This is a genomic window from Achromobacter spanius (genome assembly GCF_003994415.1).
Classification (GTDB): Bacteria; Pseudomonadota; Gammaproteobacteria; order Burkholderiales; family Burkholderiaceae_B; genus Achromobacter; species Achromobacter spanius_C.
On sequence record NZ_CP034689.1, the window covers coordinates 953,276 to 967,069 of the forward strand.

Consider the following 13,794-nt stretch of genomic DNA (forward strand, 5'->3'; position numbering starts at 1 on the left):
AATCCGTGTGGAACGACGCTCGCACTACCAACCTGATCGCCAACACGCTAGCCGTGCTGGCGGTTTGCGCCATGCTCATTGCGGGCGTGGTGTGGGTAGCGCAGCGCCCGTTTTTCACGCTGACGGCCATCGAACTGGAGTCGATGCCGGACACCGAATTGCACTACGTGTCGCCGCAGGCGGTGCGCTCGGCCATCGCGGGCCGCTTCAAGGGCAACTTCTTTACGGTGGACCTGGACGACGCGCGCGAGATTTTCGAATCGGTGCCCTGGGTACGCCATGCCACGGTGCGCCGCATCTGGCCCAATGTGCTGCGTGTTCGGATCGAGGAACAGCAGCCCCTGGCGCTATGGAACGAGAACCAGATGATCAACACCTGGGGCGAGGCGTTCACGGCGAACACGGGCGAGGTGGACGACGAAACCGTATTGCCGCAGTTCTCCGGGCCCGAGGGCACGGAGTCGCTGGTGGTGCAGCGCTACGCCGAATTGGCGCGGTGGTTTGCGCCGCTGGACATGCATGTCAAACAGTTGGAGTTGAGTCCGCGATATGCCTGGCGCGTGGTGTTGTCCAACGGCATGCTGCTGGACCTGGGCCGCGATCCGGGCGCCGATGCGCCGGACCCGCACGGCCTGCCCGGCGCTTTGCCGTTCGCTGCACGCATTCAACGCTTTGTGCAGGCGTGGCCCAGCGTAGCGGGGCGCCTGGAAGGGCGCACCATCACGCAGGCCGACCTGCGCTATCCGAATGGTTTCGCCCTGGCGCTGGCTCCGTTGCCCGCGTCGGAAACCAAATCCAAATCCACACCGAAACCTCCCAAGAAACGCTAACGCCATGACCCGTGACATCAAGGACCTTATCGTCGCCCTCGATATCGGCACCAGCAAGGTGGTGGCTGTGGTGGCTGAAATTTTGCCCGAAGGGCGATTCGAAGTGCTAGGCCTGGGCCAGCATGAATCGCGCGGCATGCGCAAGGGCGTGGTCGTCAATATCGAGACCACTGTGAATTCCATTCAGCGCGCGCTTGAAGAAGCCGAGCTGATGGCAGATTGCAAGATTCGCGACGTCTACACCGGCATTGCCGGCAGCCATATCCGCAGCTTCAATTCCAGCGGCATGGTCGCTGTGAAGGACAAAGAAGTCACCGCCACCGACGTTGCCCGCGTCATCGAGACCGCCAAGGCGGTCAATATCCCGACCGACCAGCAAGTGCTGCACGTGCTGACGCAGGAGTTCATCGTCGACGGCCAGGAAGACATCCGCGAGCCCATCGGCATGAGCGGCCTGCGCCTGGAAGTGCGCGTGCACATCGTGACGGGCGCGGTCAGCGCCGCGCAGAACATCGTCAAGTGCGTACGCCGCTGCGGCCTGGAAGTGCAAGACCTGATCCTGCAGCCACTGGCCTCCAGCCTGGCCGTGCTGACGGCCGATGAAAAGGAACTGGGCGTGGTGCTGGTGGACATCGGCGGCGGCACGACCGACGTCGCCATCTTCACCGGCGGCGCCATTCGTCATACGGCGGTGCTGCCGATTGCCGGCGACCAGATCACCAACGACATCGCGGCCATGCTGCGCACGCCGACGCCGGACGCCGAAGAAATCAAGCTGCGCTACGGCGTGGCCAAACAGGTGCTGGCCAGCCCGGACGAATCCGTGGAAGTGCCGGGCCTGGGCGACCGTGGTCCGCGCCAGGTCAAGCGCCAGGCGCTGGGCGCCGTGATCGAGCCGCGTGTCGAAGAACTGTTCACGCTGGTGCAGCAGGTGGTGCGCGATTCCGGCTACGAAGACCTGCTGGCGTCGGGTGTGGTGCTGACGGGCGGTTCCGCGCAGTTGCCCGGCATGATCGAACTGGCCGAGGACGTATTCCTCAAGCCGGTACGCGTGGCGGTGCCCGAATACGAAGGAAGCTTGGCCGACGTGATGCGTAACCCGCGCTTTTCGACGGTGATGGGCTTATTGCAGGAAGCACGGATGCAGCGGGTGCGCGGCCGCAAGGTTGCCGCTCAGACAGGTAATTTCAAGAGCCTGCTTGCGCGCATGAAGGAATGGTTCATGAATTAAAGAGGAAGGGGCAGGTTGGGGCCTGCTCCTTGGAACGCGCCGCGGCGGTATGGCGGAGCGGTCCAGAACGGGGAGGCGTCTCAAACCCGTGGCGGGCCATAGCAGTCGGCATCGGCTTTGAGGCGATTCACAAAATATAGGTTGTTGGGGAATTTTTGTGATTTGCAAAATCGGACTTGTGAGGGAGTCATCATGATGAACTTTGAGATGCTTGAGAACAACACCAAAGGGACCGTAATCAAGGTCGTTGGTGTGGGCGGTGCGGGCGGCAATGCCGTCGCGCACATGATTCGCAGCGGCGTGCACGGCGTGGATTTCATCTGCGCCAACACCGATGCGCAAGCACTGGCGGCAACCAATGCCCCGGTGCAAATTCGTCTGGGCCGTACCGGCCTGGGTGCGGGCGCCAAGCCCGAGCAAGGACGTGCGTCGGCTGAAACCGCGCGCGAGGAGATCCGTGCTGCGCTGAACGGCGCTCACATGGTCTTCATCACCGCCGGTATGGGCGGTGGCACCGGCACCGGCGCGGGCCCGGTCGTGGCCGAAGTGGCGAAGGAACTGGGCATCCTGACCGTTGGCGTGGTCACCAAGCCTTTCACGTTTGAAGGCAACAAGCGCCTGAAGATGGCCGAGGACGGCATTGCCGAACTGGCCAAGCACGTGCATTCGCTCATCGTGGTGCTCAACGAGAACCTCTATGAACTGATGGACGAGGACGCGACGCAGGAAGACTGCTTCCGTTCGGCCGACGACATCCTGCACAACGCTTGCGCGGGTATCGCCGAAATCATCAACGTCGAAGGTAACGTCAACGTCGACTTCGAAGACGTCAAGACGATCATGGGCGAGCAGGGCCAGGCCATGATGGGCACGGCATCGGCATCGGGCGCGGACCGCGCACGTGTCGCCGCCGAGCACGCCATTGCTTGCCCGCTGCTGGAAGGCGTGGACTTGAACGGCGCGCGTGGCGTGCTGGTCAACATCACCGCCAGCCGCACGCTGAAGATGCGCGAAACGCGCGAAATCATGGAAACGATCCGCAGCTACGCTTCGGACGACGCAACCGTGATCTTCGGTACCGCCTACGACGAGTCCATGGGTGAAAACCTGCGCGTGACCGTGGTTGCAACCGGCCTGGGCCGTGCGCAGTCGCGTCCGCAATTGGTGCAAAACACCGCTGAGGTGCTGCGCACCGGTACCGACAATATGCCCATGGGCACGATGCCGGCCGGTCAAGGCGGCGATTACCGCAATCTGGACATGCCGTCGGTCATGCGCAATCCGCGCAGCCAGGCGTCGGCTCAAGTGCGTGCTCTGGAAAGCTCGGGAATGGATCATTTCGACATCCCGGCGTTCTTGCGCAAGCAGGCAGATTGAACGAAAGAGCCGATCACAGGCTCTAATCGCACTCCCTCATCTCCGGCTCGCTTGTCCCCGCGGGCGAGTCGGAGGCGGAGCGGTCCGTGTTTCCCTTGCACGGTTTTAAGGGACGGAAGTATCGGTCGATCCGGGTTGCTTGATGGCGCCAGGGATCGGACAGCGTTACAATACGTCAGTTACGCCGGCAATCTGTACTCTTCTTGCCGGCTTCCTGGCTCTAATACCCAAGCACCATGTTCCGACAGCGCAGCATTCAGAATCTAGTCCGCACGACAGGCGTCGGCGTCCACTCCGGACGGCGGGTAGAACTCACTCTGCGTCCGGCACAGCCCAATACGGGCATTGTTTTCCACCGCGTGGACCTGCCTGAAGTCGTGGACCTGCCTGCTCAGGCCACGGGCGTGGGCGATACGCGCATGGCGTCGGTCCTGCAACAGGGCAACGTCCGCGTTTCCACGGTAGAGCACCTGATGTCGGCATTGGCCGGCCTGGGTATCGACAACCTGCATATCGACCTCACTGCCGAAGAAGTCCCCATCATGGACGGCAGTGCGGCAACCTTTGTTTATCTGTTGCGCTCGGCGGGCATCGTTGAGCAGAACGCGCCCAAGCAATTCATCCGCGTGAAGAAAACCGTGGAAGTGCGCGAAGGCGAAGGCCGCAACGAGAAATGGGCCCGGCTGGAGCCGCATGAAGGCTACGCGCTGGCCTTCTCGATTGACTTCCGCCACCCCGCCATTGATTCCACCGCCAATTTCGCCGAGATCGATTTCGCCACGCACTCGTATGTGCGCGAAATCGCCCGCGCGCGCACCTTCGGGTTCGTGAATGAAGTGGAAGCGCTGCGCTCGATGGGCCTGGCGCGCGGCGGCAGCCTGGACAACGCCATCGTCATGGACGAATACCGGGTGCTGAACAGCGACGGGCTGCGCTATGACGACGAATTCGTGAAGCACAAGATCCTGGACGCCATCGGCGACCTGTATCTGTTGGGTAAACCGCTGGTGGCGCGCTATGTGGCGTGCAAGTCGGGCCACGGCCTGAACAACCAATTGGCTCGCGCGCTGCTTGCTCAGCAAGACGCCTGGGAAATGGTCACCTATGAATCGCAGGCAGAAGCGCCGCAGGCCTTCCGCCATGAATGGAAGCTGGCGTAACGCCAGCTTCCCATCTGAACGCGGATAGCGGGGCGTGGCTCCGATTCTTTTTTCCGCGATTCTGCTGAAGGGATGGCGCTAGCCGTCATCCTCTAGCGCAAAAGCCGCCATCCGGTTGCAAACCATTGTCGTAGTCCGGCAAGAACTTGGTTTCGCTTCGTTTCGATGCGCCCCGGGCGCCGGACAAAGCCGGATGGCTTCAGCTACTCTTGTGATGCCTCAAAAGCTTGGCCACCGCGTCGGCCAATGGGCCTGGACGTAGTTTTTCGTGCAGCGTCTCGAATGCGCCCAGCGCGGTGTCGCCCAGGGGTTGCGCCTCTTTGGGAGGGCGAGCCTGACGGGCGCCGGGCTTCGGTAAACCCGCTTGTACCTTGACGGCAATTTCGTTAAGGTTCCAGCCTTGATCGGCCAGGGCACGCGCCACGCGCGGCGCCAATTGACGCATCTTGGCTGCATGCGCGGCGCTGGGCACCACCAGATGCAGGCACTGGTTTTCCAGCTTGCCGACCTGGCACACAGCACCTAGCGGGGCGGGCAGAACCGCCGCCACCGCATACTGAATTTGCAAGTGCTTGCGGGCGGTCGCCAACACACCGGCGCCCCGCATGTCATGACCCAGCCATCCCAGGGCGGTATTTTCCTTCCGCCGGCTGGAACTGGAACGTTGACGGTATGAAGTGGGTCTATTCATCCCGGCTCTATAGAATTAGGAAGCAATCTTGAAGATCGTGATTATGCACGCCCAGGACGGGCGGGACGGGCATTTCACCCTGGGCGGTGCGCGGCTGGCGTTGTTGCTTGGGGCCGCCCTGATGACGGCAGCCATCTTTGGCGCCGCCATTCAGCGATACCTTACTCCGATCCTGCCGTCGGTACACGCCGTGGGTTGGCCATTGGCGCAGCAGCCCGGACGCGACACAGATTTCCTGCGGGGAAACATGAACTTGCTGGCCGCCAAGGTCGGCGCGCTGCAGGCCAAGCTGGTCAGCATCGACGGCCTGGGCCAGCGCGTGGCCAAGGTGGCGGGCGTGGCGTACACGGACCCCGAATTGGCCAAGCAACTGGCCGCGGCGCAGCCCGAGGCGCTGACGCAGCCTGAAGCCACCCACGTCATGGACGACCTGTTTACCGACCACCCGCCGCCCAGCGCGGCCTCGGCCGAGGCGCTGGGTCGGCAACTGGACGAAATCCAGGCGCGCCTGGCGCAGCAGTCGGACAACCTGAGGCTGCTGGACGCGGCCCTGACCAAGCGATCCGCGGACCAGGCGCGCATGCCGACCGCCATGCCGATCACCGATTACCCCTACCTGAGTTCGTCCTACGGCTGGCGCCGCAACCCGGTCACGGGGCGCACCGCCATGCACGAAGGGCTGGATTTCGCGGCTCCGTCGGGCACTCCGATCCTGGCCGCCTCCGGTGGCGTCGTCCTCGAGGCCAAGTACCTGCCGGGGTTTGGCAACATGGTCGAGATCGACCATGGCGATGGTTTGATCACTCGTTACGCCCACGCTTCGTCCTTGATGGTGAAGCAGGGCGAGCTTGTGGAGCGCGGCCAGCAAGTGGCCCGCGTGGGCAGTTCGGGCCGCTCAACCGGGCCGCATCTGCACTTTGAAGTCCGCCTTGCCGGACAGCCGCTCGACCCTCGATTGTTCCTGGGAACTCCACAGAACGCGCCGCCTGCCTTGGCGCAAGCCGCAGGGACTGAACCTGTGGTGCGCTGACCGGTCAAACCGCACAACATAAGTACTCTGGCAATAGGTCCAGGCTATTACGCGCCAGGTGCGTTAAACTGATTCGTTTCCCAGCGGACCCCCGCTCAACCAATAAATCAAAGTCACGGGAGGCGCTGCCCTTGCCTTTTGCAGGCGCGGCGTGGCTCGTGCGGCCGACATACGCATGGTTTCTCTGCTCAAAAAACTCATAGGTAGCCGCAACGACCGGCTGCTTAAGCAGTATCGCAAGCTGGTAACCCAGATCAATGGGCTGGAGCCCAAGATTTCCGCGCTTTCCGACGCGGAGCTGGCGGCCAAGACTGACGAATTCCGATCTCGATACGCGCAGGGCACATCGCTGGACGACCTGCTGCCGGAAGCCTTCGCCGTGGTGCGCGAAGCGGGCAAGCGGGTATTCGGGATGCGACACTTCGACTCTCAGTTGTTGGGCGGCATCGCGCTGCACAACGGCAAGATTGCCGAAATGCGCACGGGGGAAGGCAAGACGTTGATGGCGACGTTGCCGGTTTACCTGAATGCTTGCGCCGGCAAGGGCGTGCACGTTGTCACGGTGAACGACTATCTGGCCCGCCGTGACGCGGAATGGATGGGGCGCCTGTACCACTTCCTGGGCATGACCACGGGCGTGGTGGTGCCGCAGCAGCCCAACGAAGAGAAGAAGGCCGCCTACGCCGCCGACATCACTTACGGCACCAATAACGAGTTCGGCTTCGACTACCTGCGCGACAACATGGAATACCGTGTTGAGGACCGCCGCCAGCGCGTGCTGTTCTACGCCATCGTCGACGAAGTGGACTCGATCCTGATCGACGAAGCCCGTACCCCGCTGATCATTTCCGGCCAGGCCGAAGATCACACCGAGCTCTACATCCGCATGAACGCGGTGCCGCCGCTGCTGACGCGCATGACCAGCGAGCCCAAGCCGCAGGAGCCGGAACCCGAAGGCGATTACTGGGTCGACGAAAAGAGCCAGCAGGTCCATTTGTCGGAAGCCGGGCACGAGAACGCCGAAGCCATCCTGGCCCGTCTGGGCATCCTGCCGGAAGGCGAATCGCTGTACGACCCGCGCCACATTGCGCTGATGCACCACCTGATGGTGGCCCTGCGCGCCAACAACCTGTTCTTCCGTGACCAGCAATATGTGGTCCAGGACGGCGAGGTGGTGATCGTTGACGAATTCACGGGTCGCCTGATGGTGGGCCGCCGTTGGTCTGATGGCTTGCACCAAGCCGTCGAAGCCAAGGAAGGCGTGAAGATCCAGCACGAAAACCAGACGCTGGCATCCATCACGTTCCAGAACTACTTCCGCATGTACGAGAAGCTGTCCGGCATGACCGGTACGGCCGATACGGAAGCGTACGAATTTCAGGAAATCTACGGGCTTGAAACGGTCATCATCCCGACCAACAAGCCGATGATCCGCAAGGACCAGAACGATCAGGTCTTCAAGACCGATCCGGAAAAATACAACGCGATCCTCGAAGACATCCGCGACTGCCACGAGCGTGGCCAGCCCGTGCTGGTGGGTACGACCAGCATTGAAAACTCCGAGCTGCTGTCGGGCCTGTTGAAAAAGGCCAAGCTGCCGCACGAAGTGCTGAACGCCAAGCAGCACGCCCGCGAAGCCGAGATCGTGGCCGAAGCCGGCAAGCCGGGTCATATCACCATTGCCACCAACATGGCGGGCCGCGGTACCGACATCGTGCTGGGCGGCAGCGTGGACAAGCAGGTTGACCTGATCCGCGCCGATGAGTCGCTGTCGGAAGCCGAAAAGAATGCGCGCATCGAGAAGATCCGCGCGGAATGGAAGCCGCTGAACGAGCAGGTCAAGGCCGCGGGCGGCCTGCGCATCATCGGCACCGAGCGCCACGAATCACGCCGTATCGACAACCAGCTGCGCGGTCGCGCCGGCCGTCAGGGTGACCCGGGTTCGTCCCGTTTCTACCTGTCGCTGGAAGACTCGCTGATGCGCATCTTCGCGGGCGACCGCGTGCGCGCCATCATGGAACGCCTGAAGCTGCCCGAGGGCGAGCCGATCGAGGCGGGCATGGTGACGCGCTCGATCGAAACCGCGCAACGCAAGGTGGAAGGCCGCAACTTCGACATCCGCAAGCAATTGCTGGAGTACGACGACGTCGCCAACGACCAGCGCAAGGTGCTGTATTCGCAGCGTAATGATGTGCTGGAAGCCGCGAGCGTGGGCGCCACGGTGAGCAACTTGCGCGATGCCGCCGTGGTCGAGCTGTTCAACACCTACGTGCCCCCGGAATCAGTGGAAGAGCAGTGGGACGTGCCGGGCCTGCAACGGGCGCTGGAAGCGGATTGGAATCTGCACCTGCCGCTGACCGAAATGTTGGACAAGGAAACCACCTTGACCGACGAAGATCTGCGTGAGCGCGTGGTGGCGGCTGCTCGTGATGCCTACCAGGCCAAGGTTGACCAGGTGGGTGCGGAATCGTGGTCGCAGTTTGAGCGTTCGATCATGCTGCAGTCGATCGACACGCATTGGCGCGAACACCTGTCGTCGCTTGATTACTTGCGCCAGGGCATCCATTTGCGCGGTTATGCGCAGAAGAATCCCAAGCAGGAATACAAGCGCGAAGCTTTCGAACTGTTCTCGGGCATGCTGGATCGCATTCGCGACGACGTGGTGCGTGTGTTGATGACGGTGCGTGTGCAGTCGTCCGAGCAGGTCGAACAGGCCGAAGCCGAAGCCGCCCAGTCGCATGTGCAAAACGTGCAATACCACCACTCCGATTACGACGAAGCGCTGGCCAAGACGGAATCGGAAGAGGGTGCGCAGCCCGTGCGCAACGCCATGCCCAAGGTCGGACGCAACGACCCGTGCCCGTGCGGCAGCGGCAAGAAGTACAAGCAGTGCCACGGCAAGCTGGTCTGATCAGGGGATAACGCCATGCTGCATTCCGTCGGCCGTACCGAATTCGACCACGCCGTCGTGATGGTGCGCGATCGGCTGGATGCGCTGGCCCCGCATTTCGAGCGCCAGGGGTTTCACCTGAGCGACAAAGCGGTGCATAACCTGGGGTCGTGCAATCGCCTGATCGTGCTGGAAGGCACGTATGTCGAACTGCTGGGGTGGCCCACGGGCGCCCCGCCAGCCCGCAAGGAAATCGCCGATTCTCCGTTTGGCCTGGAGGCGCTGGTGTTCCGCACGTATGACGCGGATGCGACCTATGAACGCCTGAAGGCGGCCGGCTTTGCGGTGAACCCGGTACAGGAACTGACGCGCCCGGCGATGCTGGACGGTCAGGAAGTACAGGCCCGCTTCCACACCGTGCGCTTTGCCGAGCAGCCTTTGCCCGGCATCCGCATGTATTTCTGTCGTCACCTGACACCCGAGTGTGTCTGGTCACCGGAATTGATGGCGCATCCCAATGGCGCTCGCAGCCTGATGCGCATTGACGCCCGCGCGGCAGATGCCCGTGCCGTGGCCGAACGCCTGGCGCTGGTGGCGGATGTCAGCGCGGAAGCCGCCGAGGGCGGCTGGGACGTTCCCTTGGCCAACCTGCGCATCCACGTGCAACAGGATGACACGTCGCCCACCCCCGCACTGTCCACGTTGACCCTGGAAAACCGCGACGGCGCCCACTACACCCTGGACACCGGGTCGTAGGATGGGTGCAGCGCGCGAATCCCGCCGCTAGAACCCCGACATCACAACGCGCGAAACCCATCAAGCAGCGATCGAATCCTTAGCGGAGTCAGCCATAGCGCAGCGGCTGCTTGATGGGTTTCGCGCGTTCTATACCGGCTTTCTTTTTATCAATTTTTTCGCGCTGCACCCATCCTACGGCCAATTGCCATCGCGGCGGCATCCCCTTTCCCCATGGGGCAAACCCTGCTTGCGTTGAAAAGTGTATGCACTTTAGTATGCACTTCATCCCCGCTGATCTTCCACGCCAATTCGACCAGCCATGACGCCGCCTTCTCCTGCCCCCCGCCCGGCCCCGCGCACCTCCGCTGGGCAGGCCGAGTTGTACGGCGCGGTCAAGGCGATGGCGGTGCGGTTTGATTTCAAGCCGGGCGAGCGCATCAATGAAGTGGACCTGGCGCGGCGCTTGAACGTCAGCCGGACGCCGCTGCGCGAAGTGCTGAACCAATTGATGGTCGAGGGCTTCCTGACTCGTTCGGTGAACCGTGGTTTTATCGCGCGCTTGCTGGACGCCAAGCAGATCCACAGCTTGTACGAATACCGGGCGGTGCTCGAGGCCGGCATCGTGCGGGCCGCCTGCGAACGTGCCAGCGACGAGGAATTGGCCCAACTGCGCCAATTCGTGGAACGGTCTCGCGACGAACCGGAAGACAGCGACGCCACGCGCCTGCTGGATTTGGACGAAGCCTTTCACCTGAATCTGGCGCGCCTGTCTCGTAATGAAGAATTTGTGCGTGCGCTGGAAAGCGTAAATGCCCGCATCCATTTCGTGCGTTGGATCGACATGCAGCAGGGCCGACGCAGCCACACGCAGGGCGAACACCTGCGTATCGTCCAGGCGCTGGAACAGCGCGACATGGACGCCTTGCCCGCGCTGATCGGCGCGCATATCGGGCGCCGCCTGGACCAGATCACCGACGTGATTCGCACCGGATTTTCAACGATTTACATGCGGGACCAGGCCGAACCCGCCACGGTAGCGACGGCCAACACCACAACAGCAGGGGAAAAACAATGAATCACACGATGAAGCGTATTTTGGCGGGCCTATGCACGCTGGCAGCCGCGGGGGGCGCCTTTGTCGCCGCACCCGCCGCCGCCGAGGAACGGCCGTTGGTGCTGGTAGTGCCGTACCCGCCGGGCGGCAGCACCGACATCCTGGCGCGCATTCTGCAGCCGCGCCTGTCGCAGCAAATGGGCGGGCGCACGGTGATCGTGGAAAACCGCCCCGGCGCCGCCAGCCAGATCGCCACTGCCTTCGTGGCGCGCGCCGAGCCCGATGGCAGCACGCTCTTGGTCAGCTTTGACAACCACGGCATCAACCCCGCCGTGAAGCCCAAACTGCCTTACGACACCTTCAAGGACTTTGTCGCCATTTCGCAGACCGTGCGCTTTCCGCTGGTCATTGGCGCCAACCCCAGCGTGCCCGGGGATAACCTGAAGGAGTTCCTGGCGGTGGCCGCGAAGGAATCGCCCAACAAGTTCAACTACGCCTCCACCGGGGTCGGTTCGCTGAACCATCTGGCGCCGGAAGAACTCAAGCGCTTGTCGAAGGTGGAGCTGCTGCATGTGCCGTATGGCGGCGGCGGGCCGGCCATTCAAGCCGTGGTGGGCGGGCAGGCCAATATGACCTGGCTGAGCTTCGCGGCGCTGCGCGGGCAGATCCAGGCCGGCAAGATCAAGGCGCTGGCAGTGGCGGGCGAGAAGCGCCTGCCGGAACTGCCCAACGTGCCTACGGTGGAAGAGTCGGGCTTCCCCGGCTTTGTCGCCTATTCGTGGAGCGGCATGTTCGCACCGAAGGGCACGCCCGAGGCAACGGTGAAAAAGCTGACCGCCGACTTCAAGGCGGTATTGGCCGACCCGGAGATCAAGAAGAAGGTGACGGAAGCGGGCTTCGAGATCGTGGCCTCGGATGGCCCGGCGCTGGATGCCTACGTGAAATCGGAATATGACCGGTGGAGCGCCTTCATCAAGAAGAACAACATCAATCTGGATAACTGAGCGACGGTTGGCCGGACGGTGCGCCGTCCGGCCCTGTGGGCGAATCACGTGGAGATGACATGGAAAACCTGAACGGCGCCGAAGCCATGGTGCGGATGCTGCAGCACAACGGCGTCAAACATATTTTTGGCCTGTGCGGCGACACCAGCCTGCCGTTTTACGATGCGCTGTACCGCCTGGACCACGGCATGCAGCACATCCTGACCCGCGACGAACGTAGCGCGGGGTACATGGCGGACGCCTACGCCCGCGTCACCGGCAAGGTTGGCGTGTGCGAAGGCCCCAGCGGTGGCGGCGCCACCTATCTGTTGCCCGGCCTGGTCGAAGCCAATGAGTCCTCGATTCCTGTGTTGGGCATCACCTCGGACGTAGCCGTCGGGTCACGCGGGAAATACCCCCTGACTGAACTGGACCAGGAAGCGCTGTACCGTCCGCTGACCAAGTGGAACCGCACGATTGACCGCGCGGACCAGATTCCCGGCATGGTGCGCGCGGCATTCCGCGCCATGACCACCGGCAAGCCGGGCGCCGCGCACCTGTGCTTTCCGTATGACGTGATGAAGCAGCAGGTGGATGCGTCCGATATCTGGGCGCAGCCCGAACACGCCCGCTTCCCGGCCATGCGTTTTGCTCCGGATCCCGCGGATGTGGCGCGTGCCGCGCAGCGCCTGATCGGTGCGCGTGCGCCGGTGATCATCTGCGGCGGCGGCGTGGTCATCGCCGGGGCCAGCGGCGCCTTGCAGGAACTGGCGGAAAGCTTGAAGGCGGCGGTGTGCGTGACCGTCAGCGGACAAGGCAGCCTGGCCGACACGCATCCGCTGAATGCGGGCGTGGTGGGCTCCAACGGTGGCGTGATGGCCACCCGCGACGTGGTGGCCGCGGCCGACGTGGTGCTGTTCGTGGGTTGCCGGGCTGGCTCGACATCCACGGAACATTGGCGCTTCCCGAACCGCGACGTGCCCATTCTGCACATCGACATCGATCCCATGGTGATCGGCGCCAACTACCTGACCGAAGTCGGCCTGGTGGGCGATGCGAAGCTGGCGCTGGAAGCCTTGGGCGCCGAAGTGCAGGCGCGCCTGGCACATCGCAATTCGGACGCGGTGGACGGCGCGGTGCTGGCCGGCCGTGCGAAGGCCGCGCGCCTGGCGCAACTGGAGCCGCTGGCCAACAGCCTTGAAACGCCGATCCGCCCCGAGCGCGTGGTGCAATCGCTGAACCGCTTGCTGCCCGACGATGCGGTGGTGTGCGCCGACCCGGGCACGCCTTGCCCGTATTTCTCGGCCTATTACGATGTGTCGCGCCCCGGCCGCCACTTCATCACCAACCGTGCACACGGTGCGCTGGGCTTTTCCATGTCGGCCGCGTTGGGCGCCTGGGTTGGCCGGCCGCAGTCCAAGTGCGTGTCGGTGATGGGCGACGGCAGCTTCGGCTTCACCGTCGGCGAACTGGAAACCATCGTGCGCCACAAGGCACCGTTGCTGTTGATCGTGTTTTCGAATTCGGTCTACGGCTGGATCAAGGCCAGCCAGAAGGCGGGCTACGACCAGCGCTACTACAGCGTGGACTTCAACCGCACCGACCATGCCCGCATTGCCGAAGCCTATGGCGTGAAGGCATGGCGCGTGGAAGATCCGGCCAAGCTGGACGACGCCATCAAGGCCGCCATGGAACACGATGGCCCGGCGCTGATCGACGTGGTGGCGCAGCCGCTGCAGGATACGGCGGCCCCGGTCAGCCAGTGGATGGGCTGATGCGCGCTTGACGGTGCATTGACCACGCAGTCAAC

The 13,794-nt window shown here is 63.2% G+C and carries 11 protein-coding genes; 10 read left to right on the top strand and 1 reads right to left on the bottom strand.

All coding sequences use genetic code 11. The features are described 5' to 3' along the window. Positions 1 to 5: 5 nt before the first annotated feature. The 4 genes from ELS24_RS04240 (at position 6) to lpxC (ending at position 4,598) form a co-directional block, all read left to right on the top strand. Positions 6 to 830 carry a cell division protein FtsQ/DivIB gene (locus ELS24_RS04240; RefSeq protein WP_050449962.1) on the top strand — a complete coding sequence of 275 codons (825 nt, stop codon included), beginning with the start codon at positions 6 to 8 and terminating at the stop codon, positions 828 to 830. A gap of 4 nt (positions 831 to 834) precedes the next feature. After that, entirely contained in the window at positions 835 to 2,061 is a 1,227-nt protein-coding gene (ftsA, locus tag ELS24_RS04245) for a cell division protein FtsA (RefSeq protein WP_006217473.1), read from the top strand. Positions 2,062 to 2,253: 192 nt separating this feature from the next. Beyond that, positions 2,254 to 3,438: a cell division protein FtsZ gene (gene ftsZ / locus ELS24_RS04250; protein ID WP_050449963.1), complete on the top strand. Its 1,185-nt coding sequence runs from the start codon at positions 2,254 to 2,256 to the stop codon at positions 3,436 to 3,438. Positions 3,439 to 3,674: 236 nt separating this feature from the next. Beyond that, positions 3,675 to 4,598, top strand: coding sequence for a UDP-3-O-acyl-N-acetylglucosamine deacetylase (gene lpxC / locus ELS24_RS04255; protein ID WP_050449964.1), 924 nt, complete (start codon positions 3,675 to 3,677; stop codon positions 4,596 to 4,598). Positions 4,599 to 4,797: 199 nt separating this feature from the next. On the opposite strand, the gene ELS24_RS04260 is transcribed toward lpxC, so the two are convergent. Continuing rightward, positions 4,798 to 5,205, bottom strand: a complete 408-nt coding sequence (locus ELS24_RS04260; protein ID WP_083447561.1) for a DciA family protein — start codon at positions 5,203 to 5,205, stop codon at positions 4,798 to 4,800. 127 nt (positions 5,206 to 5,332) lie between these two features. On the opposite strand from ELS24_RS04260, the gene ELS24_RS04265 reads away from it, so the two are divergent. From ELS24_RS04265 to ELS24_RS04290, 6 genes are all read left to right on the top strand, one after another. Beyond that, positions 5,333 to 6,319, top strand: a complete 987-nt coding sequence (locus ELS24_RS04265) for a M23 family metallopeptidase (RefSeq protein WP_050449980.1) — start codon at positions 5,333 to 5,335, stop codon at positions 6,317 to 6,319. A gap of 175 nt (positions 6,320 to 6,494) precedes the next feature. Beyond that, positions 6,495 to 9,230: a preprotein translocase subunit SecA gene (gene secA, locus ELS24_RS04270; protein WP_050449966.1), complete on the top strand. Its 2,736-nt coding sequence runs from the start codon at positions 6,495 to 6,497 to the stop codon at positions 9,228 to 9,230. Between the two features lie 15 nt (positions 9,231 to 9,245). Continuing rightward, a complete protein-coding gene (locus ELS24_RS04275) occupies positions 9,246 to 9,965 on the top strand; it encodes a VOC family protein (RefSeq protein ID WP_050449967.1) in 720 nt (239 codons plus the stop codon). 301 nt (positions 9,966 to 10,266) lie between these two features. Next, positions 10,267 to 11,022, top strand: a complete 756-nt coding sequence (locus ELS24_RS04280; RefSeq protein ID WP_127183464.1) for a GntR family transcriptional regulator — start codon at positions 10,267 to 10,269, stop codon at positions 11,020 to 11,022. Further along, entirely contained in the window at positions 11,019 to 12,005 is a 987-nt protein-coding gene (locus tag ELS24_RS04285; RefSeq protein ID WP_050449969.1) for a tripartite tricarboxylate transporter substrate binding protein, read from the top strand. The genes ELS24_RS04280 and ELS24_RS04285 overlap by 4 nt, the downstream gene beginning before the upstream one ends. 59 nt (positions 12,006 to 12,064) lie before the next feature. Beyond that, entirely contained in the window at positions 12,065 to 13,759 is a 1,695-nt protein-coding gene (locus ELS24_RS04290) for a thiamine pyrophosphate-binding protein (protein WP_127183465.1), read from the top strand. Positions 13,760 to 13,794 lie beyond the last annotated feature (35 nt).